The organism is Pseudomonas oplopanacis, from assembly GCF_057128725.1.
On record NZ_JBSKHV010000016.1, the window covers coordinates 1 to 23,824 of the forward strand.

Annotated in this window: 23 protein-coding genes; 16 read left to right on the forward strand and 7 right to left on the reverse strand. The window is 61.2% G+C overall.

Annotation, left to right across the window (positions count from 1 at the left end; translation table 11 throughout):
* From ACWKV5_RS25005 to ACWKV5_RS25015, 3 genes are all read left to right on the forward strand, one after another.
* A partial coding sequence (locus ACWKV5_RS25005; RefSeq protein WP_483843504.1) for a GntT/GntP/DsdX family permease occupies positions 1-114 on the forward strand: 114 nt, incomplete at its 5' end.
* A 140-nt stretch (positions 115-254) separates the two neighbouring features.
* Positions 255-1,580 (forward strand): OprD family porin, encoded by a 1,326-nt coding sequence (locus ACWKV5_RS25010; RefSeq protein WP_483843428.1) that lies wholly within the window; start codon positions 255-257, stop codon positions 1,578-1,580.
* A 260-nt stretch (positions 1,581-1,840) separates the two neighbouring features.
* The gene (locus ACWKV5_RS25015; protein ID WP_483843429.1) at positions 1,841-3,517 is read left to right on the forward strand and encodes an MFS transporter; all 1,677 of its coding nucleotides are present in this window, start codon (positions 1,841-1,843) and stop codon (positions 3,515-3,517) included.
* A gap of 44 nt (positions 3,518-3,561) precedes the next feature.
* On the opposite strand, the gene ACWKV5_RS25020 is transcribed toward ACWKV5_RS25015, so the two are convergent.
* Positions 3,562-4,575 carry a GlxA family transcriptional regulator gene (locus ACWKV5_RS25020; protein ID WP_483843505.1) on the reverse strand — a complete coding sequence of 338 codons (1,014 nt, stop codon included), beginning with the start codon at positions 4,573-4,575 and terminating at the stop codon, positions 3,562-3,564.
* Between the two features lie 234 nt (positions 4,576-4,809).
* On the opposite strand from ACWKV5_RS25020, the gene tynA reads away from it, so the two are divergent.
* Positions 4,810-7,098, forward strand: coding sequence for a primary-amine oxidase (gene tynA / locus ACWKV5_RS25025; RefSeq protein ID WP_483843430.1), 2,289 nt, complete (start codon positions 4,810-4,812; stop codon positions 7,096-7,098).
* Between the two features lie 151 nt (positions 7,099-7,249).
* On the opposite strand, the gene ACWKV5_RS25030 is transcribed toward tynA, so the two are convergent.
* Positions 7,250-7,558 (reverse strand): cupredoxin domain-containing protein, encoded by a 309-nt coding sequence (locus ACWKV5_RS25030; RefSeq protein ID WP_483843431.1) that lies wholly within the window; start codon positions 7,556-7,558, stop codon positions 7,250-7,252.
* Positions 7,559-7,573: 15 nt separating this feature from the next.
* A complete protein-coding gene (locus tag ACWKV5_RS25035) occupies positions 7,574-8,542 on the reverse strand; it encodes a metallophosphoesterase family protein (protein WP_483843432.1) in 969 nt (322 codons plus the stop codon).
* Positions 8,543-8,695: 153 nt separating this feature from the next.
* On the opposite strand from ACWKV5_RS25035, the gene ACWKV5_RS25040 reads away from it, so the two are divergent.
* Positions 8,696-9,208, forward strand: coding sequence for a sigma-70 family RNA polymerase sigma factor (locus tag ACWKV5_RS25040; protein WP_483843433.1), 513 nt, complete (start codon positions 8,696-8,698; stop codon positions 9,206-9,208).
* The gene (locus ACWKV5_RS25045) at positions 9,201-9,938 is read left to right on the forward strand and encodes an anti-sigma factor family protein (RefSeq protein ID WP_483843434.1); all 738 of its coding nucleotides are present in this window, start codon (positions 9,201-9,203) and stop codon (positions 9,936-9,938) included. The genes ACWKV5_RS25040 and ACWKV5_RS25045 overlap by 8 nt, the downstream gene beginning before the upstream one ends.
* A gap of 33 nt (positions 9,939-9,971) precedes the next feature.
* On the opposite strand, the gene feaR is transcribed toward ACWKV5_RS25045, so the two are convergent.
* The 3 genes from feaR to paaY all read right to left on the reverse strand — a co-directional run bounded on the left by feaR (position 9,972) and on the right by paaY (position 12,709).
* Entirely contained in the window at positions 9,972-10,886 is a 915-nt protein-coding gene (gene feaR, locus ACWKV5_RS25050) for a transcriptional regulator FeaR (protein ID WP_483843435.1), read from the reverse strand.
* Positions 10,887-10,971: 85 nt separating this feature from the next.
* On the reverse strand, positions 10,972-11,895 hold the full coding sequence (paaX, locus tag ACWKV5_RS25055; RefSeq protein ID WP_483843436.1) for a phenylacetic acid degradation operon negative regulatory protein PaaX: 924 nt from the start codon (positions 11,893-11,895) through the stop codon (positions 10,972-10,974).
* A gap of 217 nt (positions 11,896-12,112) precedes the next feature.
* Entirely contained in the window at positions 12,113-12,709 is a 597-nt protein-coding gene (gene paaY / locus ACWKV5_RS25060; RefSeq protein ID WP_483843437.1) for a phenylacetic acid degradation protein PaaY, read from the reverse strand.
* A gap of 359 nt (positions 12,710-13,068) precedes the next feature.
* Between paaY and paaF the strand changes: the two genes are divergently transcribed.
* The 6 genes from paaF to paaK all read left to right on the forward strand — a co-directional run bounded on the left by paaF (position 13,069) and on the right by paaK (position 19,271).
* On the forward strand, positions 13,069-13,842 hold the full coding sequence (paaF, locus tag ACWKV5_RS25065) for a 2,3-dehydroadipyl-CoA hydratase PaaF (protein WP_483843438.1): 774 nt from the start codon (positions 13,069-13,071) through the stop codon (positions 13,840-13,842).
* Positions 13,843-13,887: 45 nt separating this feature from the next.
* Positions 13,888-14,679, forward strand: coding sequence for a 2-(1,2-epoxy-1,2-dihydrophenyl)acetyl-CoA isomerase PaaG (gene paaG / locus ACWKV5_RS25070; protein ID WP_483843506.1), 792 nt, complete (start codon positions 13,888-13,890; stop codon positions 14,677-14,679).
* Between the two features lie 3 nt (positions 14,680-14,682).
* The gene (gene paaH, locus ACWKV5_RS25075) at positions 14,683-16,200 is read left to right on the forward strand and encodes a 3-hydroxyacyl-CoA dehydrogenase PaaH (protein ID WP_483843439.1); all 1,518 of its coding nucleotides are present in this window, start codon (positions 14,683-14,685) and stop codon (positions 16,198-16,200) included.
* Positions 16,193-16,642: a hydroxyphenylacetyl-CoA thioesterase PaaI gene (gene paaI / locus ACWKV5_RS25080; protein ID WP_483843440.1), complete on the forward strand. Its 450-nt coding sequence runs from the start codon at positions 16,193-16,195 to the stop codon at positions 16,640-16,642. The genes paaH and paaI overlap by 8 nt, the downstream gene beginning before the upstream one ends.
* On the forward strand, positions 16,635-17,846 hold the full coding sequence (gene pcaF, locus ACWKV5_RS25085) for a 3-oxoadipyl-CoA thiolase (RefSeq protein WP_483843441.1): 1,212 nt from the start codon (positions 16,635-16,637) through the stop codon (positions 17,844-17,846). Before paaI ends, pcaF begins: the two co-directional genes overlap by 8 nt.
* A 99-nt stretch (positions 17,847-17,945) precedes the next feature.
* Positions 17,946-19,271: a phenylacetate--CoA ligase PaaK gene (gene paaK, locus ACWKV5_RS25090; RefSeq protein WP_483843442.1), complete on the forward strand. Its 1,326-nt coding sequence runs from the start codon at positions 17,946-17,948 to the stop codon at positions 19,269-19,271.
* Between the two features lie 540 nt (positions 19,272-19,811).
* Here the strand turns inward: paaK and ACWKV5_RS25095 are convergent.
* Positions 19,812-20,582 carry a hypothetical protein gene (locus ACWKV5_RS25095; protein ID WP_483843443.1) on the reverse strand — a complete coding sequence of 257 codons (771 nt, stop codon included), beginning with the start codon at positions 20,580-20,582 and terminating at the stop codon, positions 19,812-19,814.
* Between the two features lie 625 nt (positions 20,583-21,207).
* On the opposite strand from ACWKV5_RS25095, the gene paaA reads away from it, so the two are divergent.
* The 4 genes from paaA to paaD are packed head-to-tail and all read left to right on the forward strand — an operon-like array spanning position 21,208 to position 23,796.
* Entirely contained in the window at positions 21,208-22,197 is a 990-nt protein-coding gene (paaA, locus tag ACWKV5_RS25100) for a 1,2-phenylacetyl-CoA epoxidase subunit PaaA (protein WP_483843444.1), read from the forward strand.
* 27 nt (positions 22,198-22,224) lie between these two features.
* Positions 22,225-22,506 (forward strand): 1,2-phenylacetyl-CoA epoxidase subunit PaaB, encoded by a 282-nt coding sequence (gene paaB / locus ACWKV5_RS25105; RefSeq protein WP_007943393.1) that lies wholly within the window; start codon positions 22,225-22,227, stop codon positions 22,504-22,506.
* Positions 22,507-22,514: 8 nt separating this feature from the next.
* Positions 22,515-23,276, forward strand: coding sequence for a 1,2-phenylacetyl-CoA epoxidase subunit PaaC (gene paaC / locus ACWKV5_RS25110; protein WP_483843445.1), 762 nt, complete (start codon positions 22,515-22,517; stop codon positions 23,274-23,276).
* The gene (gene paaD, locus ACWKV5_RS25115) at positions 23,263-23,796 is read left to right on the forward strand and encodes a 1,2-phenylacetyl-CoA epoxidase subunit PaaD (RefSeq protein WP_483843446.1); all 534 of its coding nucleotides are present in this window, start codon (positions 23,263-23,265) and stop codon (positions 23,794-23,796) included. The genes paaC and paaD overlap by 14 nt, the downstream gene beginning before the upstream one ends.
* Positions 23,797-23,824: the final 28 nt, after the last annotated feature.

Genomic DNA, 23,824 nt, shown 5'->3' on the forward strand with positions numbered 1-23,824 from the left:
AAGGAATACTTCAACATGACCGTGGCCCAGACCTTCAAGACCTGGACCGTGTTGGAAACCATCATTTCCGTGGTCGCTTTCGGCCTGACCGTTGGCCTTTCCTATCTGATTTAACCGCGCGCCATTCGACTCAAAAAACACGTCACCCCGACGGCCTGCTGCTCTGGTCGCTCATCGGGCGCGCCCTTCTGCGCGCCGGTTTCGGGGTGGCGGCGACTCTCCAGAAAATCATAAGAAATCACCAGGAGCACCGTATGTACACACGAGCCGTCCCCACCGCCCTCTTGCTGGCCGCCAGTTCCTTGTGCGCGCAGGCCGCAGACACCGCCGCGCACGGTTTTCTGGAAGACAGCAAAGCCACCCTGTCGATGCGCACCTTGTATTTCAACAGCGACAACCGCGACGGCACCGCGGCGCCTTCGAAAACCGAGGAGACCGCCCAGGGTTTTGTGCTGCGCTATGAGTCGGGGTTCACCCAAGGTCCGGTAGGGTTCGGCCTGGATGCGCAGGCGCTGCTTGGTATCACGCTGGACAGCGGCGACGGCCGCCACGTCGGCAGCGGCATGATCCCCACCGACGGCGACGGTGCAGTGGGTGCCTGGAGCAGCTTCGGCCCGACGGCGAAGATGCGCATCTCCAAGACAGAGTTTCGCTATGGCACCTTGTTGCCCAAGTTGCCGATCCTCATCGCCAACGATGCGCGCCTGTTGCCGCAATCATTCACTGGCGCCCAGATCACTTCGAACGACATCGAAAACCTGACCCTGACCAGCGGCGTGCTTGAGCACGCGGTCGGCCGCGCTTCGACGGACCGTACTGGCCTGTCGGTGCCCGGTGCAACGCAGGACAGCAACAAGTTCTACTACGCCGGCGGTGACTACAGCATCACGAAGGATCTAAAGGCGCAGTACTATTTCGCGCAGCTGGAAGAGTTCTACAACCAGAACTTCCTGGGGCTGGTCCACGTCCTGCCGATTGACGGCAAAAGCTCCCTTACCACTGACCTGCGTTACTTCAACACCACGTCGACCGGCGCCAACAGCAGCGCCGCCGGCCGGGCCCGAGGCTACGGCATGTCGGGCTACACCGAGGACAACAACGGCGAGATCGACAACAACACCTGGGCGGCGATGATCACCTACGTGAACGGTGGCCATTCGGTGTCGCTGGGGCATCAACAGGTGAGCGATGGCAGCAACTTCGTCCAGCCCAACCAGGGCAGCCTGGTGGACAAAGGTGCCGGTGGCGGCAGCGTTTACCTGCCCACGGACAAGATGATCCAGAACTTTGCCCGCGCCGGTGAACAGACCAACTTCGGCCAATACACCTATGACTTCGCGCCCTTGGGCGTGCCGGGTTTGAAAGCGACTGTGGCGTACCTCAAAGGCACGGACATCAAGGCCCGCAACGCCAGCGATCAGTCCGAGTGGGAGCGCGACATGACCCTGGACTACGTGCTGCAATCGGGCACGCTCAAGGGGCTCGGTTTTACCGTGCGCAACGCCAAGTCCAACACCGATGCCGGGCGCAACGTCGATCAAAACCGCTTTATCGTCAACTACACGATCTCGCTGCTGTAACTACCGCAATCTGTGGCGAGGGAGCAAGCTCCCTCGCCACAAGTCGGCGTTGACCAGAATTAGAGGGGGCACTGATTTGTAAGCCGTGTGATGGCGAGTGGATATCTGCACGAAGCTGATTATGCTTCAAGTAACCCGGCAGCAATGCCGGCGCCCTGCTTCGTGCAATTTGCAATCCGACGACATCAGCCCCGGGGCCTGGGTGCGGCAATTGTTGAGAGGTACTCCGGCCTAAAACAAGAGCAAGACGGAGAACACTCATGGCCGTAATCGACACTACCACCACGGGCCGCGCGCCCGGACACGGCATCACCAAGGAGGAACGCAAAGTCATTTTCGCGTCGTCCCTGGGTACCGTATTCGAATGGTATGACTTCTACCTTTACGGCTCTCTCGCCGCGATCATCGCCAAGCACTTCTTCGCCGGCGTCAACGAGACCACGGCGTTCATCTTCGCCCTGCTCGCCTTCGCTGCGGGCTTCGCCGTGAGGCCGTTCGGCGCCATCGTGTTCGGCCGGTTGGGCGACATGATCGGGCGCAAGCACACCTTCCTCATCACCATTGTCATCATGGGCATCTCCACCGCCATCGTCGGCTTCCTGCCCGGCTATGCCACCATCGGCGTGGCGGCACCGGTCATCCTGATCACCTTGCGCCTGTTGCAAGGCCTGGCACTGGGCGGCGAATACGGCGGCGCGGCGACGTACGTGGCCGAACATGCACCGCCCGGCAGGCGCGGTTACTTCACCTCGTGGATCCAGACCACGGCGACCCTCGGCCTGTTTCTGTCGCTGCTGGTGATTCTCGCCTGCCGCACCCTGCTTGGCACCGAGGCGTTCGAGGCCTGGGGCTGGCGGATTCCGTTCCTGCTGTCGATCCTGCTGCTGATTGTCTCGGTGTACATCCGCCTGCAACTGAGCGAATCGCCGGTGTTCAAGAAAATGAAGGAAGAAGGCAAGGCGTCGAAGGCGCCGCTGACCGAATCCTTCGCCCGTTGGGGCAACCTGAAAATCGTCATCATGGCGTTGCTCGGCGGGACTGCCGGCCAGGCCGTGGTCTGGTACACCGGGCAGTTCTATGCGCTGTTTTTCCTGCTGCAAACCCTGAAGATCGACCCGCAAACCGCCAACCTGTTGATTGCCGGTTCGCTGCTGATCGGCACGCCGTTTTTCGTGATATTCGGCAGCCTGTCCGACCGCATCGGTCGCAAGGGCATCATCATGGCCGGCTGCATCCTGGCGGCGCTGACCTACTTCCCGATCTTCCACGCGTTGACTCAGTACGGTAACCCCGACGTGTTCGTTGCGCAGGAGAAAAACCCGGTCACGGTGATCGCCGATCAGAGCCAGTGCTCGTTCCAGTTCGACCCGGTGGGCAAGGCCAAATTCACCAGTTCCTGCGACCTCGCCAAGAGCCTGCTGGCGAAGCGTGCCATCCCCTACAAAAACGAGAAGGCGGAACCGGGCACCGTCGCGCAGGTGCGCATCGGCGACAAAGTGGTCCAGAGTTTCGAGGGCACCAGCCTGCCGGCCGGCGACTTCAAGACCCGCAACGACGCCTTCACCGCCACCCTCGCCACTGCCCTGAAGGAGGCCGGTTACCCCGAGAAGGCTGACCCGGCGAAGACCAATTACCCGATGGTGTTGTTGCTGCTGACCATCCTCGTGATCTACGTGACCATGGTCTACGGGCCTATCGCCGCGTGGCTGGTGGAACTGTTCCCGGCGCGCATTCGCTACACCTCGATGTCGCTGCCGTACCACATCGGCAACGGCTGGTTCGGCGGGTTCCTGCCGACGGTGGCCTTCGCCATGGTCGCGGCCACCGGGGATATCTATTACGGGTTGTGGTATCCGATCGTGATCGCGGTGATGACGGCGATTCTGGGCACGTTCTTCCTGCCGGAAACCAAGGACCGCGAGCTCCATCACACCTGAGATGAGCAGCCGCCCTCTCCTGCCGGGGAGAGGGCGCGGCTGTTTTATTTGACCAGTCGGGTTTCCTTGGACGGCCGGTAGCCGAAATACGAGCTGTAGCACTTGCTGAAATGGCTCGGCGAGACAAACCCACATGCCACCAGCACGTCCACCTGGGACAACTCGGTGTGCTGCAAAAGCCGACGCGCCTCGGTGATGCGCAGTTCCATGTAATAGCGCTGCGGCGTGGTGCCCAGTTGTTCCTTGAACAGGCGCTCCAGTTGTCGACGTGATCGGCCGGCGTACACCGCCAGCTGTTCCAGTTCCAACGGCTCTTCGAGGTTGGCGTCCATCAGCTTGACCACCTCGCGCAACGGCGCGCTGACGCAGATGTTTTCCGCCGGTTTGATGCGCCGGTAGCGCGACTCTTCAAACGCCAGAATGTCCTCGATGCCCTCGACCAGGGCTTTGTCGTGCAGCCCCTTGATCCAGTCCAGCGCCATGTGGAAAGCCCCCGCAGGGCTCGACGCCGTGAGTCGGTCGCGGTCAATCACATAGGGTTCGCTGGTGACCTGCGCCGCTTTGGACACCTCCGCCAGTGCTGGCCGATGTTCGGGGTGAATGGCGCAGCGATAACCGTCCAGCAGGCCGGCGCTGCCGAGGAACCAGGCGCCATTCCACAGCCCGGCGAGGGTGACGCCACGCTCTGCTGCGGCTCTGAGCAAGTGGACGAAGTCGTCGGCGACCTTCAGCTCCGTGCGGTAGCCGCCACACACCACCAGCAGGTCCAGTTGCTGAATCGCTGCAGCATCGAAACGCGCGTCAGGCCGGATCACCAGGCCCAGGTCACTGACCACCTCGCCGTCATGCAAACCAAACGTTCGCGAGGCGAACAGGCCGGGCCGCAGCAGATTCGCGGTGACAATCGTGTCCAGCGCCTGAGTGAACGCCGGCAGCGAGAAGTGTTCGAGCAGCAAAAAGCCTGTGCGCGTCATCGGCACAGGCTTGTCCGCAGGTTCGTTTAAGTAGCGGAGGTTTTTACCCTTCATGCCGCCGCTGAATTGCCGTCGTTCGATCAATGTCCGACTCACTCGTTTACGTTAACTACAGAAATCAAAACCAGCGGACTCATTATGCGACAGATCAGGCCCGCTGGAAGACGGCCAACGCCAGGTTGTTGATTGTGGATTAACCTTGGACAACGAACCATTTAGGCACGCAGCCAAAAGAATCTGGCAGGATTTCACAAGAAGCCGTCCATTGGCTGTAGCAAAGTGTGCTGTGCTGTCACCGGATTCCCAAGGAACTCAGAAATGTTCACGTCCATTGCCTCGCTGAAAAGAAAACCGCTTGCCCGACTCGCGCTGGCCATCACCCTGGGCACTGTCGGTTTGCCGGGCTGGATGTCCACTGCACAGGCCCATGGTGGGGCCGCCGAAATGGTGCCTTTGCAGTCGACCCTTGAAGAATTCGGGGCCACGGTCAAATGGGACAACTACGCCAACCTGTTCGTGATTGCCAAGGACGGGGTCTACCTCAAGGTCAAACCGGACAGCAAAGTCGCCATGCTCAATGGCAAGCCGATGAAGCTGGCCGTCCCGGTGGTGTTCAAACACAACACCGCCTACATGCCGAAGGACTTCATCAATCAGGTGTTCCAGTCCGGCCTGGACAAGACCTTTGTCGTCGAAACCCGCCCTAACCCGCTCAATCCGTTGACTGCGGACGAAATCAAGGCTGCGGTGGACATCGTCAAGCAGTCCGAGCATTACCAACCCGGTTTCCGTTTCACCGAAGTCTCGGTCAACGAGCCGCCGAAGGATCAGGTCTGGAACTTCGTCTTCACCGGCCAGAACGTCACCCAGCCGCGCCAGGCCAACATCGTGGTGCTCGATGGCAAGCATGTGATCGAAGCCCTGGTCGACCTCGACGCCAAGGCGCTGAAGTCCTGGAAACCGATCGAAGGTGCCCACGGCATGGTCCTGCTGGATGATTTCGCCACCGTGCAATCGGCCGTGGAAACCAGCCCCGAGTACGCGCAGGCGCTGGCCAAGCGCGGCATCACCGATGTGAAAAAAGTCGTGGCCACGCCGCTGACCGTCGGTTACTTCGACGGCAAGGACGGCCTCGCGCAGGACAAGCGCCTGCTGAAAATCGTCAGCTACCTCAACACCGGTGACGGCAACTACTGGGCGCACCCGATCGAAGGCCTGGTGGCGATTGTCGACCTTGAGCAAAAGAAGCTGATCAAGATCGAAGACGAAGCGCTGATCCCGGTGCCGATGAAACCGACGCCGTATGACGGCCGGGGCCGCAAGGGTGCCGAAGTCAAGCCGCTGGAGATCATCGAGCCCGAAGGGAAAAACTACACCATCACCGGCAATAGCATTCACTGGCAGAACTGGGATTTCCACGTTCGCCTCGATTCGCGGGTCGGCCCGATCCTGTCCACCGTCACGTATGACGACAAGGGCAAGAAACGCAAAATCATGTACGAAGGCTCCCTGGGCGGGATGATCGTGCCGTACGGCGACCCCGACGTCGGCTGGTACTTCAAGGCCTACCTGGATTCCGGCGATTACGGCATGGGCACCTTGACCTCGCCGATTGCCCGCGGCAAAGACGCCCCGGAAAACGCCGTGCTGCTTGACGCCACGATTGCCGACTACACCGGCGCGCCGACCGCGATTCCGCACGCCATGGCGGTGTTCGAACGCTACGCCGGCCCGGAATACAAACACCAGGAAATGGGCCAGCCCAACCTCAGCACCGAGCGCCGTGAGCTGGTGGTGCGCTGGATCAGCACCGTCGGCAACTACGACTACATCTTCGATTGGGTCTTCCAGCAAAACGGCACCATCGGCATTGACGCTGGCGCCACCGGTATCGAAGCGGTCAAGGGCGTCGCGTCCAAGACCATGCACGACACCACCGCCAAGGAAGACACGCGCTACGGCACCTTGCTGGACCACAACATCGTCGGCACCACGCACCAGCACATCTACAACTTCCGCCTGGACATGGACGTGGATGGCGAAAGCAACTCGCTGGTCGAAGTGAACCCGGTGGTGTTGCCAAACGACCGTGGCGGCCCGCGCACCAGCACGATGCAGACCGAGCACAACGTAGTCAGCACCGAGCAGCAGGCGGCACAGAAGTTCGACCCGTCGACCGTTCGCCTGATGACCAACTTCAGCAAGGAAAACAAAGTCGGCAACCCGGTTTCCTATCAGCTGATTCCGTATGCCGGCGGCACCCACCCGGTGGCCAAGGGCGCGAACTTCGGCAAGGATGAATGGCTGTATCACCGCCTCAGTTTCATGGACAAGCAACTGTGGGTGACGCGCTACGACCCGCAGGAGAAGTACCCGGAAGGCAAATACCCGAACCGTTCGGACAAAGACTCGGGGCTGGGGCAGTTCACTGCGGATAACCAGTCGATTGAAAACACCGACGACGTGGTCTGGCTGACCACCGGCACCACGCACATCGCGCGGGCCGAAGAATGGCCGATCATGCCGACCGAATGGGTGCATGTGCTGTTGAAGCCGTGGAATTTCTTTGATGAGACGCCGACGTTGAACCTCAGCGTCCCGCAGTAACTACACGCACAAAACCTGTGGGAGCGAGCCTGCTCGCGAAAGCGCAGTGTCAGACAAATTAATGTTGTCTGATACTCCGCTTTCGCGAGCAGGCTCGCTCCCACAAGGGTCCGGGTTTCTTCAGGTGGATTGGTCGCAGGTGCTTGCAGTTTTACTGGCTCACCACAATCTTCCCGATCATCTGCGGATGCAGCGCACAAAAATATTCGTACTCCCCCGGCGTGTTGAATACCCAGGAAAAGCTGTCATTGGTATCCAGTGCCCCTGAGCGAAACACTTTGTGGGTTTCCGCCACCGTGTGCGGAATCTGGTCGTCGTTCACCCACGTCACTTTGGTGCCCACGGCCACGTTCAAATCCTTGGGCCCGAACATGAACTCCTTGATATCGATTTTCACCTCCTGAGCCCAAACCGGCATCGACAGCATCAGGCAGGCCACGGCCAACACTCGCTTTTTCATCTGAACGCCCTCCCCCTAAACCAGTGTCGAATCAATCAGTGCCAGCGGATGATCGCCCTGCGTCGCTCGCACATCGGTGATCCCCAGGTAATTGCGCAATTGATCCGCCGCCACCGTCATCGGCCCGGGGGTCGGTGCCGCACCTGGCGCGGGTTGTGGATAAGCGGTGCCACGGGCGGTGTGGAAGGTGATATTGCCTTCGACTTTCTGGATGACCTGGTGGATATGCCCGTTCAACACCGTCACCGAACCGTACTTGCGCAGCATGGCAATCGCCTGATCACCATCCTCGGTGCCCCAGCCCCACGGCTGATAAACCGTCCACAACGGAATATGGGTAAACACCACGATGGGCGTGCTGCTGGTCACGGCGCGCAAATCGTCGGCGAGCCAGGCCAGTTGATCGGCGCCCAGGGTCGCTTCACGTCCGGCCTGGAAATTGAAGACATTCACCAGCGCGATAAAATGCACGCCGTGGTCATCGAAGCTGTACCAGCCATTGCCTTTGGTGCCCTTGCCGTAACGCTCCAGATAGAGCTTGCCGCCGCCCTCGTCGAGGGTGTCGTGCTCCCCCGGAACGTAGTGCACGGTGGACGGCAGGCCCTTGAGCAGTTGCGCGGCCGTGTCGAATTCCTCGGGTTTGGACAGGTGGGTGATGTCGCCGGTATGCAGGATCAGCGACGGCGGTTTTGGTAGCGCGATGACCTTGTCGATCGCCACTTGCAAGGTCTTCACCGGTTCCGGATTAGCCTCTTTGTTGAAGCCGATGTGCGAGTCGCTGATCTGCACGAAGTGGAAGGTGCTGGCCAGTGCCTTGGGGTCGGAAACGTTGCCCGCTGCATCCAGGGCGAAGGCCCGGGGAATGCCGCCGCTCAGGGCCCAGATGACCCCCGCCCCGGCCCACGCCGAGCATTTGAGCAGTGTCCGGCGGTCGGGGTTGAGCGGGCCGTCGGTGCGGAGCGGGTGTCTTGATTGAATGTCCATCGGTTTTCCCTCGCTGGCGAACTACAGTGATGGTGCTGACACGAGGTACAACCCGGCGGGACGGGGCTTTATTCCGGGTCGAAAAAATAATTTTTCCAGGGAATAAAAGGCCGCGCAACACAGTTATAGGGGTGGGACAGTGCGGGAACCACTATGAAGCGATTTGAGGAACTGTTTGCGCCCCACCTGGACGCGGCCTACAACCTCGCGCGCTGGCTCACCGGCAATGACAGCGCCGCGCGCGATGTCGTGCAGGAAAGTGCCCTGCGCGCCTTCCGCTTTTTACATCGCTTCGCCGACGGCAACGCCAGGGCCTGGTTCCTGACCATCGTGCGCAACGAAAGCTACACCTGGCTCAAGGCCTCGGCCGGGCATCATTGGGTGGCGATCGGCGATGAACTGTCCGAAGAGGACGCCGCGCTGAGTCATGGCCAGACCCCGGAACTGCTGGCCATTCACACCGAAAATGCGGCGCTGATCCAGCAAGCCCTGTGCGCCCTGCCGCCGGCGTTTCGCGAGGTGATTGTTCTGAAAGAACTCGAGGACCTGCCCTACAAGGACATCGCCCTGGTGGTCGATATTCCCATCGGCACCGTCATGTCGAGACTGGCCCGGGCGCGTGCCATGCTCAAGCTCGAACTACTGAAGTTGCACGATCATGAATGAACTCGACTGCACGGTTTGCCAGACGTTGATGCATGGCTACCTGGACAAGGAACTTGATCCGCCGACGACGGCCACGGTGGCCGGGCATCTGGCCGAGTGCGCCGAGTGCGCGCAGTTACATGATCAGGCGCGGCTGCTGATGCTCGGCGTGAAACGCCAGGCGCCGTATTACACGGCTCCGGCGTCGTTGACGGCCAGCGTGTTCGCCGCCGCCGCCCCGCCACCAAACATTGTCCAGCGCTGGCGGACCTGGTTCGCACCGGCCTTTTCTGCGGCAGCGCTGGGCCTGGCGGTGGTGCTTTATGTGGCAACGCCGGCCAGCGAGCAACCGTTGATGGACGAGGCCGTATCCAGTCATGTCCGCTCGTTGATGGGTGAGCATTTGAATGATGTGGTGTCTTCCGACCGCCACACTGTGAAGCCTTGGTTCACCGGCAAACTCGACTTCTCGCCGCCGGTCGTCGATTACTCGGCACAAGGGTTTGTGCTGTTGGGCGGGCGGCTGGATTACCTGCAACACCAGACCACGGCGGCCCTGAGTTATGGGCGGGCCAAGCACGTTATCAACGTGTTTATCCTGCCCACACCGGAGGCGGACACGCCGCAACAAAGTCAGGCCATTCGTGGTTTTAACGTGGTGTCCTGGCAAGCGAATCACATGCGGTTTGTGCTGGTGTCCGATCTGGAGAAAAGCGAGCTGGAGGCGTTCAGCCAGATGCTCAAACCGTAGTACAAAACCCTGTAGGAGTGATTCAGGCGGATCTCAGGCGCGGTTTTTTCGGTACTCGCCGGGGGAAATGCCAAACCGCGATTTGAACGCGGTGGAGAAGTAGCTCGAATCGGAGAACCCCCAGGAGTAACCCAGCACCGACAGTTTCTGTTCGGTACGCGATTGGCGCAGGGACTCGGCGCACAAATCCAGCCGACGATTCTTGATGTACTTCGCCACCACCAAGCCTTTCTTGGCAAAGATCCGGTACAGCCCGCGCACCGACATCCCGACTTCCCGCGCCAGCCATTCCGGGCACAGGTCTTCGGAGCGAATGTGCTCGTCGATGCATTCCAGCGTTTTGCGAAAGATCCGCTCATGCAGATCGTTGCTGTCTTCAGCTTGGCTGATGGCCGGGCGCAGCAGGCTGACAATGGCCTCCAGCGTCGCCTCGCTTTCCGCCAGGCTCAGGGTGTTTTGCTGCGCAGCATCGAGAATCAGTCGATGCGAGAGCATCGCCATCGGCGATGACGCGACGATGCGGTGACCGCACTTGACCGGGTTGAAGCGCAAGGATTGCTCGATCAGCGACGAAGGCAGAATCAGCGACAACTGCCGGGAGTTTTCACTGTAGGTGAAGTCGCTGGGGCGCGAGGCGTCGATCAGGGTGATGTCGCCGGCCGACAGCAACACCTTGCTGTCACCCTGGGCCATGCCCGCCGTGCCATCGAGCTGGAACACCGCAAAGTATTTGCCGCCCTCGCCCGCCGCGATTTGCGCCGGGGTGCGGTACAGCCGCGCCTGGCAAGCATCGACAAAACTGAGTTTCAGCGCACCGCTCTGGTGTTCGCGGATCTGCCCGGAAAACTCTTCGCCCAGGGTTTGCGCATTGAAGGCGCCACAGATCTGGTTGATCTGATGGATCCACTGGTCGAATCCATCACGGCGCTGTGCATTTGCAGAAATCATGTCAGGCCTCACGCAGGCTTATTTTTATTATCTACGCCAATCCTCCGGTTCTCCCTAACCACCCCGCTCCCACAACAATGACGGACTACTTCAGCCCGCCAAACCGTCGATAGAAACTTTCACCCACGTCCGGCAACGGACCGTCGGCGGTTTCCAGTGCACTGTTCAACCATTCCTCGGCTTTGGCGTAGATCAGCCGGTAAATGTTGCGGCACAACTGGCGCGCTGCCCGACCTTCCCAATCACCGGGCAGTAGTTCGTCCGGCAGTTGCGGGTCGCGCAACAGCAGTTTGCGGTATTCATGAATAAGCAGGACGCGTGCCAGGAAGCAGTCGCCCGGTTGCAGGTTCTCTTGCTCGCGAAGCGCTTGCCAGAGCGGTCGGAACAGCTGGATGAACTCGCTGTAATGAGTTGCCAGTTCTTCGATGTTCCAGCTTTCCTTCACCTGCAAACGCAGGGCCTTGGACGCCAGGACGTCCTGCGCCGTGGTTTCGAAGACGATGGTTTCTTCCTGGACGCCGAGGTCGAGCAAGGTCGCGTTGAGGTCGGTGCGGTCGCTGCGCGGACACGCCAGCACGGCGGACGAAATCGCACCAAAACCTTGCCACTCCAGTTCTTCGCGCACTTGTTTGCGCTTGTCCTGGGTCAACTGCGTGAGCATCACGAGGCACCAGGAACCGTCCCACGCCGGCACGGTGGAGCTGTAGACGCGCTTGAACGCCTTGTCGAAACGCCGGCGACCGGTGCCAGTCAGGCTGTAATAGCTGCGACGCCCGACTTTTTCGGCGGTAAGCCAGCCTTCTTTGGTCAGGCGGAAAATCGAGGTGCGGATCAGTCGCTCGTTGATGCCGATGGGCTCGAGCAATTGAATCAGGCTGCCCAGCCAGACTGTCCCGCCGTGGGGTTCGATGGCATCGCCGTACAGCGTAATGATCAAGGAACTGGCGCGGATCGGCGTCTGCTCCTGGAAGCGAGTAATCAGTTGGTTCAAGGGTGTCAGGGACGACATGGGCGTACCGGGCTGAAAAAAGAAAAGGAATATACCGAATGTCCGCCAGTTAATCGCACTCCCTGTGGGAGCGAGACTTTGTGGTGAGGGGGCTTGCCCCCGCTGGGTTGCGCAGCAGCCCCAAAATATTGTGAGCGCTGCGCACTCAAACGGGGCGATGCGGCGTTCCGACTAGCCCCCTCGCCACAAAAGCCCACTTCTATAAGGAGATCAGTGTTCACAGGGTGCTGCCTTTTGGGCGCAAGCCGCTGTCGCTGATGCGCGGGCGATCCGCCTCCACTTCGGTCAACGGTTCGCAGACCTGCATCTGCTCAAGGCAACGCTTGGCCAGTCGCTGATACTCGCGGGTGCCCGCCTGTTTCCAGGACACCTCTTCATCGCTGAGACCGCGCTTGATGCTGGCCGGCGCGCCCATCACCAGAGACTGCTCCGGGCAGTCGAAACCGGCCTTGACGAAAGCCGCCGCCGAGACGAACGAGCGCGGGCCGATGCGGGCGTTGTCCATCACCACGGCGTTCATGCCCACCAGCGCATCGGCGCCGATCCGGCACCCGTGCAACACCGCGCCATGGCCGATGTGCCCATTGCGTTCGACCACGGTGTCGCTGTCCGGGAAACCGTGCATCACGCAGGTGTCCTGCAGATTGGCGCCCTCCTCCAGCACGATACGGCCGAAGTCCCCGCGCAGGCTCGCCAGCGGCCCGACATAGCAATGAGGGCCGACGATCACGTCACCGATCAGCACCGCGGACGGATGAACGTAAGCCGTGGGATCAATTACCGGGGTCAAGCCATCGAGGCTGTAGCAAGTCATGGGACGGTCCTTTGAACGCATTGGTAAAGCGATGCCGATACAGAGTCATTTTGTATCACATCGCTTTTGCCAGTACAAAGACAAAAATCCGTATCACTTAGTAGCGCCCCTGACGGGAGGTCGCTCAACGCCTGTAAATCCACCACAAAACCCAACAAAACCGGCGATTAATCAGTCATCTGACGGGTATAGACATCTCTCTACCCAGATCTGCCATCCGTCAATAAGACACATTAAATACGTTTTACTATTGTATTTGCGTATCACGTTGTAGGTATACTCAGGCAAAACCGGCCCACTGCGCCGATCCAATAATGAGCCGGCATTGCAGCCGTGCATGCACCACGAGGGCATCCGCCATGCCTCTAACCCTTGCTGTCGAGATCATCGAGCCAGGCGTTCGCCTGATTACCCTGCAACGCCCGCAAGCGTTGAATGCCCTGACCACCGAATTGCTCGGTGAACTGGCCGATGAACTGAACATCGCGCAGGCCGATCCCGACACCCGCGCCGTGGTCCTGACTGGCAGCCGCAAAGCGTTCGCGGCCGGCGCCGACATCAAGGAAATGGCCGAGCGCAATCTGGTCGGCATCCTCGACGACCCGCGCCAGGCCTCGTGGCAAACCATCACCCGCTTCAACAAACCGCTGATCGCTGCCGTCAACGGCTTCGCCCTCGGCGGTGGCTGCGAACTGGCGATGCACGCCGACATCATCATTGCCGGTGAAGACGCCCGTTTCGGTCAGCCGGAAATCAACCTCGGGATCATGCCGGGCGCCGGTGGCACTCAACGTTTGCTGCGCGCCGTCGGTAAATCGATGGCCATGCAAATGGTCCTGACCGGTGAACCGATCGACGCCCGCCAGGCCCAGCGTGCCGGGCTGGTCAGTGAAGTGACGCAACCGGAATTCACCGTTGACCGCGCCGTGCAGATCGCCCGCAGCATCGCCGGCAAAGCACCGCTGGCGGTGCGCCTGGCCAAGGAAGCCCTGCTCAAGGCCATGGACACTGACCTGGCCAGCGGCCTGCGTTTCGAGCGCCATGCCTTCACCGTGCTGGCCGGCACCCGCGACCGCGATGAAGGCATTCAAGCCTTTCAGGAAAAGCGCACGCCGACCTTCACCGGCCAGTAATCCATTTCAAAAAAAGCGAACGACCTCCCAGAGAGCGCCATGACCATGAACTTCGAACACATCCTGTTTTCCATCGAGGCCGGCGTCGCCCTGCTCAGCCTCAATCGTCCGGATCAGCTCAATAGCTTCAACGCGCAGATGCACGGTGAAGTGAAGGAGGCGCTGAAACAGGTCCGGCAGAACCCGGATGTGCGTGTGTTGCTGCTGACCGGTGAAGGTCGCGGCTTCTGCGCCGGGCAGGACCTCAGCGACCGCAACGTCGCACCGGGCAGCGACGTGCCCGATCTGGGCGAGTCCATCGAGAAGTTCTACAACCCGCTGATCCGCCAATTGCGCGACCTGCCGCTGCCGGTGATCTGCGCGGTCAATGGCGTGGCCGCCGGCGCGGGTGCCAACATCCCGCTGGCCTGCGACCTGGTGTTGGCAGCACGCTCGGCAAGCTTCATTCAAGCGTTCTGCAAACTTGGCCTGGTCCCCGATTCCGGCGGCACCTGGACCTTGCCGCGCCTGGTCGGCATGGCCCGCGCCAAGGCTTTGGCTTTGCTCGGTAACCGCTTGACCGCCGAACAGGCCGAGCAATGGGGCTTGATCTACCGCTGCGTGGAAGACGCCGAACTGCGCGATGAAGCGCTGAAACTCGCCCGCCACCTGGCCACCCAACCGACCTACGGCCTGGCACTGATCAAGCGCAGCCTGAACGCCAGCCTTAGCAACACCTTTGACGAACAGCTCGAGCTGGAAAAAGACCTGCAACGCCTGGCCGGGCGTAGCGAGGATTACCGCGAAGGCGTCAGCGCCTTCATGGAAAAACGCAGCCCTAGCTTCAAGGGGCGCTGAGTCATGACTGCACTGAACATTGATGCGCGCATCGCGGTGATCGGCGCCGGTGCCATGGGTGCCGGGATCGCGCAAGTCGCGGCGCAGGCCGGTCACACCGTGCTGCTGCTGGACAATCGCCCCGGCGCAGCAGCGCAAGCGATCGACGGCATTGCCCGGCAATTGGGCAAACGCGTCGACAACGGCAAACTCTCCGCCGACTCTCGCTCAGCCACCCTCGCCCGCTTGCTGGCGGTGGAAGCCATCGAAGCGCTGGCCGATTGCGAGCTGGTGATCGAAGCCATCGTCGAGAACCTTGAGGTCAAACGCGCCCTCTTCCGCCAACTGGAAGAGATCTGCGGTGAGCGCTGCATTCTGGCCAGCAACACGTCGTCGCTGTCGATCACCAGCATCGCCGCGCAGCTGAATCATCCACAGCGCTTGCTCGGCCTGCACTTCTTCAACCCGGCACCGGTCATGGCGCTGGTGGAAATCGTCTCGGGCCTGGCCAGCGATCCGGCCTTGGCCGCCTGCCTGTACGACACCGCCAAGGCCTGGGGCAAAAAACCGGTGCACACCCGCTCAACCCCGGGTTTCATCGTCAACCGCGTGGCCCGGCCGTTTTACGCCGAAAGCCTGCGCCTGCTGCAGGAAGGCGCCGCCGATTGCCCGACCCTGGATGCGCTGATGCGTGACGCCGGTGGCTTCGCGATGGGCGCTTTCGAACTGACCGACTTGATCGGCCACGACGTCAACTATGCCGTGACCTGTTCGGTGTTCGACGCCTATTACGGCGACACGCGTTTCTTGCCGTCCTTGATTCAGAAGGAACTGGTGGACGCCGGACGCCTGGGGCGCAAAAGCGGCCATGGCTTTTACAGCTACGCCGAAGGTGCCGTACGGCCGCAGCCGGCCACTATCAGCAGCGAACAAACCGTTGAAACCTGTGTTGTCGAAGGTGACCTCGGTATTGCCAACGCGCTGATTGCGCGCCTGCGCGAACACGGTGTCGAGGTCATTCAGCGCGACGGCCAAGGCGTGCTGCGAGTGGGTGATGCGGTCCTGGCATTGAGCGACGGGCGTATGGCCTCTCAGCGTGCCAGGGAAGACGGGCTGCGCAACCTGATCCTGCTCGACCTCGCATTCGATTACAGCAAGGCCAGCCGCCTCGCGATCAGCTACGCGGCCGGCATCGAGCCGTCCGCGCTCGAACAGGCCGTCGCGCTGCTGCAACGGGCCGGCTTCAGCGTCAGCCTGCTCAGCGACAGCCCGGCCCTCGCCGTGTTGCGCACCGTCGCCATGCTCGCCAACGAAGCGGCCGACGCAGTACTGCAAGGCGTGGCATCGGCCGCCGACATCGATCTGGCGATGCGCGCCGGGGTCAATTACCCGCAAGGCCCGCTGGCCTGGGCAGATGCCATCGGCCTCGCGCACATCCTCAACGTGCTGGAAAACCTGCAAGCCGGTTACGGCGAAGAACGTTATCGGCCGTCGCTGCTGTTGCGCCGCCGCGTCGCCGAAGGGAGGCCTTTTCATGACTAACCACGAAGCGATGAACCTGGCCAGCGACTGCGCCAAAGCCCTGTTCAGCCGCGACAACGCCAGCCAGGCAATGGGCATGCGCCTGCTGTCGGCCGGCCCCGGCTGCGCGCGCATCGGCATGAACGTGCGCGCCGACATGATCCAGGGCCACGGCACCTGCCACGGCGGTTACCTGTTTGCCCTCGCCGACTCGGCGTTTGCCCTGGCCTGCAACAGCTACAACGAAGCCACGGTCGCCATCGGTTGCAGCATCGACTACATCGCCCCGGCCCGCCTGGGTGACACCTTGAATGCCGATTGCACCGAGCAAAGCCGTTCCGGGCGCACCGGCAATTACGACGTACGCATCGAAAACCAACTGGGCCAGCTGATCGCGCTGTTCCATGGCAAATCCTACAAAGTGCGCGGCGCGGTATTGCCGCAGGAGAACCCGAATGAATGACGCCTTGATCATCGACGCGGTACGGACCCCGATCGGTCGCTACGCCGGTGCCTTGAGCAGCGTGCGCGCCGACGACCTCGGCGCGGTGCCGCTGCGTGAACTGCTGCGCCGTCACCCGCAGGTCGACTGGAATGCCGTGGATGATGTGATCTACGGCTGTGCCAACCAGGCCGGCGAAGACAACCGCAACGTTGCGCGCATGTCTGCGCTGCTGGCCGGGTTGCCGGTCAGCGTGCCTGGCACCACGCTCAACCGTTTGTGCGGTTCCGGGCTGGACGCGATTGGCACGGCGGCGCGGGCGATTCGTTGTGGCGAGGCCGGGCTGATGCTGGTCGGCGGCGTTGAATCGATGTCCCGTGCGCCGCTGGTGATGGGCAAAGCCGAGCAGGCGTTTTCCCGTGACGCGCAGATATACGACACCACCATCGGCTGGCGTTTCGTCAATCCGCTGATGAAGAAAACCTACGGCATCGACTCGATGCCGGAGACGGCCGAGAACGTCGCCGAACAGTTCAATATCTCCCGCGCCGACCAGGACGCCTTCGCCCTGCGCAGCCAGCAACGCGCCGGCGCCGCCCAGGCCAGCGGGCGTCTGGCCAAGGAAATCGTCGCGGTGGAAATTCCCCAGCGCAAAGGTCCGGCCAAAGTCGTCGAACACGATGAGCACCCGCGCGGCGACACCACGCTGGAGCAATTGCAGAAACTCGGCACTCCATTTCGCGAAGGCGGCAGCATCACCGCCGGCAACGCGTCCGGGGTCAACGACGGCGCCTGCGCGCTGCTGCTCGCCAGCCCGGAAGTCGCCAAACGCCATGGCCTGAAGGCCCGTGGTCGGGTGGTCGCCATGGCCACCGCCGGTGTCGAGCCGCGCATCATGGGCATCGGCCCGGTGCCAGCGACGCGCAAAGTGCTGGAACTGGCCAACCTGAGCCTGGCCGACATGGACGTGATCGAACTCAACGAAGCCTTCGCCGCACAAGGTCTGGCGGTGTTGCGTGAACTGGGCCTGAGCGATACCGACCCGCGTGTGAACCCGAACGGCGGCGCGATTGCCCTCGGTCATCCGCTGGGCATGAGTGGCGCGCGCCTGGTGACCACCGCCCTGCATGAGCTTGAGGAACGCAAGGGCCGCTACGCCTTGTGCACCATGTGCATCGGCGTCGGCCAGGGCATCGCGCTGATCATCGAGCGACTATCCGACTAAAGAACTGCGATTCCCAAGGAGCCCAGAGGTATCCTTGGGGCATGCACTCAAAGCCCAGCGGCAGCCGGGCTGAAACACAAAAACAATTCGAGTGAATTCATGAACATGCCAATTGCCAAAGCCGTGCTTGATCCTGTGCTGGACCCGCTGGAAACCGCCAGCATCGACGAACTGCGTCAACACCAGCTGGATCGCCTGCGCTGGAGCCTGAACCACGCCTACAACAATGTGCCGCTGTACCGTCAGCGCTTCGATGCGCTGGGCGTGCACCCGGACGACATCAAATCCCTGGAAGACCTGGCGAAGTTTCCGTTCACCACCAAGACCGACCTGCGCGATAACTATCCCTACGGCATGTTTGCGGTTCCGATGAACGAGGTGGTGCGCCTGCACGCCTCCAGCGGCACGACCGGCAAACCGACTGTCGTCGGCTACACCCAGAACGACATCGACACCTGGGCCAACGTGGTCGCCCGTTCGATCCGTGCGGCGGGTGGTCGTCGCGGCGACAAGGTGCATATTTCCTATGGCTACGGCCTGTTCACCGGCGGCCTCGGCGCGCACTACGGCGCCGAGCGCCTGGGCTGCACGGTGATTCCGATGTCCGGCGGCCAGACCGAGAAACAGGTGCAGCTGATCAAGGATTTCCAGCCGGACATCATCATGGTCACGCCGTCCTACATGCTCAACATTGCCGATGAGATCGAGCGCCAGGGCATCGACCCGCACAAGCTGGCCCTGCGTTTGGGCATCTTCGGTGCCGAGCCGTGGACTGGCGAACTGCGCAGTGCCATCGAGAACCGTTTGGGCATTACTGCGCTGGATATTTATGGCCTGTCGGAAATCATGGGGCCGGGTGTCGCCATGGAATGCGCCGAAACCAAGGATGGGCCGACGATTTGGGAAGACCATTTCTACCCCGAAATCATTGACCCGGTCACCGGCGAAGTGCTGCCGGACGGGCAGATGGGTGAGCTGGTGTTTACCTCGCTGAGTAAAGAGGCGTTGCCGATGATTCGCTATCGCACCCGCGATTTGACGCGTCTGCTGCCGGGGACGGCGCGGCCGATGCGACGGATCGACAAGATCACCGGGCGCAGTGATGACATGTTGATTATTCGCGGGGTTAACGTGTTTCCGACGCAGATCGAGGAGCAGGTGCTGAAGATCAAACAGCTTTCAGAGTCTTATGAGATTCATCTGTATCGCAATGGGAATCTGGACAGTGTTGATGTGCATGTGGAGCTCAAGGCTGAGCATCAGCATTTGAGCGATGAGCAGCAGAAGGCTGTTTGTGGCGAGTTGAGCCGGCATATCAAGACGTATATCGGGATCAGTTCGCGGATCGTTTTGCAGCCGATGCATTCGATCAAGCGTTCTGAGGGTAAGGCTTGTCACGTGATGGATAAGCGCCCTAAAGCATGACTGCTGCACCCTTTATGGCCCCGCTTTTGCGGGGCTTTTTTTGGCCGGACCACAACTTCCCCCTGTGGGAGCGAGCCTGCTCGCGAAAGCTTTCTGGCAGGCGACCATTTTCTATCAGCTGTACATATCCGTTTCTGCGGTCAGGGCTTCTATTGGTTTCGCTCTTACAGCGAGTCACTTTGGAAAAGCCCCAAAGTAACCAAAGGGCTCATGCCCCTTTCGTTCGGTGCCTCGCCTAGGCTCGGCATGCCCTCGCTCCGGTCCTGCTCCGTGGGCCCGCCGCCATCGGCCATCCATGGCCGGGGGCGGCTAACCCGGCATCCATGCCGGGTTGCCCACTGCGCAGAACCTCCACTCGGCCTCTCGAGGGGGCGGTGCCTCAAGATCAAAAGCTGCAGGCGAGCTAACGCTCGGCCTGTTGAGTGGTGGGGAGCAAAAGCCGTACGCCTATCTTTTGTAGGAGTGAGCCTGCTCGCGATGCTTTTGATCGTTCCACTGCTCTGCGTGGGAATGCCGCCGGGGACGCTCCGCGTTCCGTCTTCAGAGCTTGCGCGACAACGCCCGACGTACGCTGTCGCTGTTCAGCGGTTGGCTTTGTGCCGGAGCATCAACGCTGGCCTCGACCGCTTTCTCTTCCTGAACCGGGCTTTCTTCTTCAATCACGATGTCTGCTTCGACAAAGAGTTCTACCTGGGCAGGTTGCACTACTTGAGCAGGACTTGGCGCACGGCCGCGATTACCGACTGCAGCTTCCAGTTTGTCGATGTAGGCATTCAAATCGCTGACCAGCAGTTTCTTGCGCTGGGAGCCCTGGTACCACGCGTAGCAAAAATACCCCGCCCCCGCCAGGATGCCCAGCCCGCCTGTAGCGAGGCCGGCAACGCACAACCCGGACACGATCATCACGGTCTTCCAGTTGAAGGGCGCCAGCTCCAGCTCCGTATGCAGCGCGTTGGCGTCACGCAGCACCCAACGCTTGGCCGCCGTGTGGTTCTGCAGAATGGTGTGCAGCGGCGAACCGTCCTTTTTCAAGGCACTGATCAACGAGATGTCCTGGCCGGTGCGCAACGGAATATCCACGCCGCGCAGCTTCACATCGTGCTCGACGCCGTCCGGGGTTTTGACCCAGAACTCATGATTAATGATCGACACCGAACTGACGCGCACCGGCGTCACTTCACTGTCCTTGCCGTTCACATGGACGCCGCCAGTGGACGTCACGCGGGTTTCGCTGAGCTTTTCGCTGCCCACCACTTCACCGCTCAAGACAGTGAAAACAACCGATTTATCGCCATGGGTGAACGTGTGCATTTCGATTCCTTGATAGACCCGCGTCAGTCGACGCGCAGGAGAAAATCCGTATGCGGCGGATGCTACTAAGTAGCCATCAGGCTGTCCAGAAATCGAAGGCACCGGTGTCGCGGAGTATGGAAACGATCAAAAGCATCGCGAGCAAGCTCGCTCCCACAAAAAATCGGCGCAAGGCTTTCGCTCCTCACCACTCAAGGCCGAGCGTTAGCTCGCTGCAGCTTTTGATCTTGACGCACCGCCCCCTCGAGAGGCCGAGAGCAGGTTCTGCGCAGTGGGCAACCCGGCAAGGATGCCGGGTTAGCCGCCCCCGGCCATGGATGGCCGATGGCGGCGGGCCCACGGAGCAGGACCGGAGCGAGGGCATGCCGAGCCACAGCGAGGCACCGAACGAAAGGGGCAAAAGCCCTTTGGTTACTTTGGGGCTTTTCCAAAGTGACCCGCTGTAAGAGCGGAACCAATAGAAGCCATCACCCAAAAAACGGATATGCCCCCGACCAAAAACAACCACCCATCCCAAAGCGATACAAAAACACATACGACACACCATTTTCCGTTTGATATTAATTTCTGTATCGCTTATAAAGTTCTCCATGCCATCAAACAGATTCACGGCGGGAGACCCAAAATGTACGCACAGCTCGTAGAAACCGGCGTAAAGCGCATCAAAGACCTGTCGGAAATGTCCGACCAGGAACGCGCCTTCCAGGAAAAAATCGATTCAGAAATCAAGATCGAAGCCAAGAACTGGATGCCAGATGCCTATCGCCAGACCCTGATCCGGCAGATCTCCCAACACGCCCACTCCGAAATCGTCGGCATGCTGCCCGAAGGCAACTGGGTCACCCGCGCCCCATCGCTCAAACGCAAACTGCAATTGATGGCCAAGATCCAGGACGAAGCCGGCCACGGCCTCTACCTCTACAGCGCCATGGAAACCCTCGGCGCCGACCGCGATGAAGAAATCGCCAAGCTGCACAGCGGCAAAGCCAAATACTCGAGCATCTTCAATTACCCGACGCTGAACTGGGCCGACATGGGCGCAGTGGGCTGGCTGGTCGACGGTGCCGCCATCGTCAACCAGGTGGTATTGCAGCGCACCTCGTACGGCCCCTACTCCCGGGCCATGGTGCGCATCTGCAAGGAAGAAAGTTTCCACCAGCGCCAAGGCTACGAAATCCTCCTGACCATGATGCGCCACGGTAATCAGGCGCAAAAAGACATGGTCCAGGACGCGATCAACCGCCTGTGGTGGCCGTCGCTGATGATGTTTGGCCCAAGCGACGAACACTCGCCAAACAGCGCGCAATCCATGGCCTGGAAAATCAAGCGCCAGAGCAACGACGAACTGCGCCAGCGCTTCATCGACCAGACCATCCCGCAGCTGGAACTGCTGGGCTGCACCTGCCCTGACCCGGACCTGAAGTGGAACGCCGACACCGGCCACTACGACTTCGGCGAGATCCAGTGGAGCGAATTCTACGAAGTGCTCAAGGGCAACGGCCCGTGCAACCAGGAACGCGTCGCCACCCGCCGCAAGGCGATCGAAGACGGCGCCTGGGTTCGCGAAGCCGCCGTCGCCCACGCCCGCAAAAAACAGAACAAGAACGCCGCCTGATCGGCCACCTGATGTGGAGTCATTGAAATGTCTGAATGGACCCTTTTTGAAGTCTTCGTGCGCAGCAAGCACGGCCTCAACCACAAGCACGTCGGCAGCGTGCATGCCGCCGACACCACCATGGCCATCGAGAATGCGCGCGAGTTGTACACCCGGCGCAGTGAAGGCGTGAGCCTGTGGGTCGTGCCATCGGCGCTGATCACCGCCTCGTCGCCGGATGAAAAAGACCCGCTGTTCGATCCGTCGGACGACAAGGTCTACCGCCACGCCAGCTTCTACGAGCTGCCGGCCGAAGTCGGGCACATGTGAGGTCGACCATGAACAACCAGACTGATCTGATCGAATACCTGCTGCGTCTCGGCGACAGCGCCCTGATCCAGGGCCAGCGCCTGTGCCAATGGTGCGGCAAGGCCCCGGCGCTGGAAGAAGAACTGGCACTGATGAACGTCGGCCTCGACCTCGTGGGTCAGGCGCGCAACTGGCTGGAATACGCCGCCGAACTGCTGAACGATGGCCGCAGCGCCGATGACCTGGCGTTCCGTCGTGACGAGCGCGCCTACCGCAACCTGTTGCTGGTGGAACAACCGAACGGCGATTACGCGGTGACCATCCTCAAGCAGTTCTTGTATGACGCCTGGCACCTGCCAGTGCTCAGCGGCTTGAGCCAGTCCAGCGACGAACGCATCGCCGGGATCGCCGCCAAAGCCGTCAAGGAAGTCACCTATCACCTGCGCCGCTCCGGCGAGTGGGTCGAGCGCCTCGGTGACGGCACGGAAGAAAGCCATCGCCGCATGCTGGCCGCGATTCCTGAGGTCTGGCGCTTCACCGTCGAACTGACCAGCGCCGACGACAGCGAGCAACGCCTGTGCGACGCCGGCATTACCCCGGACACCGCGCAAGTCGCCACTGTCTGGCAAGCCAAGGTCAGTGAGATTTTCGCCAGCGCCACCCTGCCCGTACCGGACGCGGCCAACTATTTCTACCTGAATGCGCGCAAGGGCCTGCACACCGAACACCTCGGCATTCTGCTGGCGGAAATGCAGTTCCTGCCACGAGCGTACCCCGATGCGACCTGGTGAGTTGATCGCCAGCGACCTCGGCGCCCGGCCGGCACAACCGACCGACCTGGCCGCCGCGTGGGCGACCCTGGCGCAGGTCATGGACCCGGAAGTGCCGGTGGTCAGCGTGGTCGACCTCGGCATCGTCCGCGACCTGGACTGGCAGGCCGGGCACTTGCACGTGGTGGTCACGCCGACCTACTCCGGCTGCCCCGCTACCGAAGTGATCGAAAGCGATATCCGCGACGCCCTGGAACTCGCCGGGTTCAAGGCACCGCAACTGGAACGCAAATTGACCCCGGCGTGGACCACCGACTGGATCAGCGCCAGCGGCCGCGAACGCCTGCGCGCCTACGGCATCGCCCCGCCGGAGGGCAGCACCAGCAAGCGCAGCCTGCTCGGCGAAAGCCCGGTGATTGTCTGCCCGCAGTGCGGCAGCGCGCACACCGAAGTGCTCAGCGAGTTTGGTTCCACGGCATGCAAGGCGTTGTACCGCTGCGTCGATTGCCGCGAGCCGTTCGACTATTTCAAGTGCATCTGAGCGGCAATCGGCCGTCCCAGCTGGAGAA

Excerpts from the sequence above, each read along its gene's own strand:
- ACWKV5_RS25010 (WP_483843428.1), top strand. The coding sequence starts at position 255 with ATGTACACACGAGCCGTCCCCACCGCCCTCTTGCTGGCCGCCAGTTCC.
- ACWKV5_RS25015 (WP_483843429.1), top strand. The coding sequence starts at position 1,841 with ATGGCCGTAATCGACACTACCACCACGGGCCGCGCGCCCGGACACGGC.
- tynA (WP_483843430.1), top strand. The coding sequence starts at position 4,810 with ATGTTCACGTCCATTGCCTCGCTGAAAAGAAAACCGCTTGCCCGACTC.
- ACWKV5_RS25030 (WP_483843431.1), bottom strand. The coding sequence starts at position 7,558 with ATGAAAAAGCGAGTGTTGGCCGTGGCCTGCCTGATGCTGTCGATGCCG.
- ACWKV5_RS25035 (WP_483843432.1), bottom strand. The coding sequence starts at position 8,542 with ATGGACATTCAATCAAGACACCCGCTCCGCACCGACGGCCCGCTCAAC.
- ACWKV5_RS25040 (WP_483843433.1), top strand. The coding sequence starts at position 8,696 with ATGAAGCGATTTGAGGAACTGTTTGCGCCCCACCTGGACGCGGCCTAC.
- ACWKV5_RS25045 (WP_483843434.1), top strand. The coding sequence starts at position 9,201 with ATGAATGAACTCGACTGCACGGTTTGCCAGACGTTGATGCATGGCTAC.
- feaR (WP_483843435.1), bottom strand. The coding sequence starts at position 10,886 with ATGATTTCTGCAAATGCACAGCGCCGTGATGGATTCGACCAGTGGATC.
- paaX (WP_483843436.1), bottom strand. The coding sequence starts at position 11,895 with ATGTCGTCCCTGACACCCTTGAACCAACTGATTACTCGCTTCCAGGAG.
- paaY (WP_483843437.1), bottom strand. The coding sequence starts at position 12,709 with ATGACTTGCTACAGCCTCGATGGCTTGACCCCGGTAATTGATCCCACG.
- paaF (WP_483843438.1), top strand. The coding sequence starts at position 13,069 with ATGCCTCTAACCCTTGCTGTCGAGATCATCGAGCCAGGCGTTCGCCTG.
- paaG (WP_483843506.1), top strand. The coding sequence starts at position 13,888 with ATGAACTTCGAACACATCCTGTTTTCCATCGAGGCCGGCGTCGCCCTG.
- paaH (WP_483843439.1), top strand. The coding sequence starts at position 14,683 with ATGACTGCACTGAACATTGATGCGCGCATCGCGGTGATCGGCGCCGGT.
- paaI (WP_483843440.1), top strand. The coding sequence starts at position 16,193 with ATGACTAACCACGAAGCGATGAACCTGGCCAGCGACTGCGCCAAAGCC.
- pcaF (WP_483843441.1), top strand. The coding sequence starts at position 16,635 with ATGAATGACGCCTTGATCATCGACGCGGTACGGACCCCGATCGGTCGC.
- paaK (WP_483843442.1), top strand. The coding sequence starts at position 17,946 with ATGAACATGCCAATTGCCAAAGCCGTGCTTGATCCTGTGCTGGACCCG.
- ACWKV5_RS25095 (WP_483843443.1), bottom strand. The coding sequence starts at position 20,582 with ATGCACACGTTCACCCATGGCGATAAATCGGTTGTTTTCACTGTCTTG.
- paaA (WP_483843444.1), top strand. The coding sequence starts at position 21,208 with ATGTACGCACAGCTCGTAGAAACCGGCGTAAAGCGCATCAAAGACCTG.
- paaB (WP_007943393.1), top strand. The coding sequence starts at position 22,225 with ATGTCTGAATGGACCCTTTTTGAAGTCTTCGTGCGCAGCAAGCACGGC.
- paaC (WP_483843445.1), top strand. The coding sequence starts at position 22,515 with ATGAACAACCAGACTGATCTGATCGAATACCTGCTGCGTCTCGGCGAC.
- paaD (WP_483843446.1), top strand. The coding sequence starts at position 23,263 with ATGCGACCTGGTGAGTTGATCGCCAGCGACCTCGGCGCCCGGCCGGCA.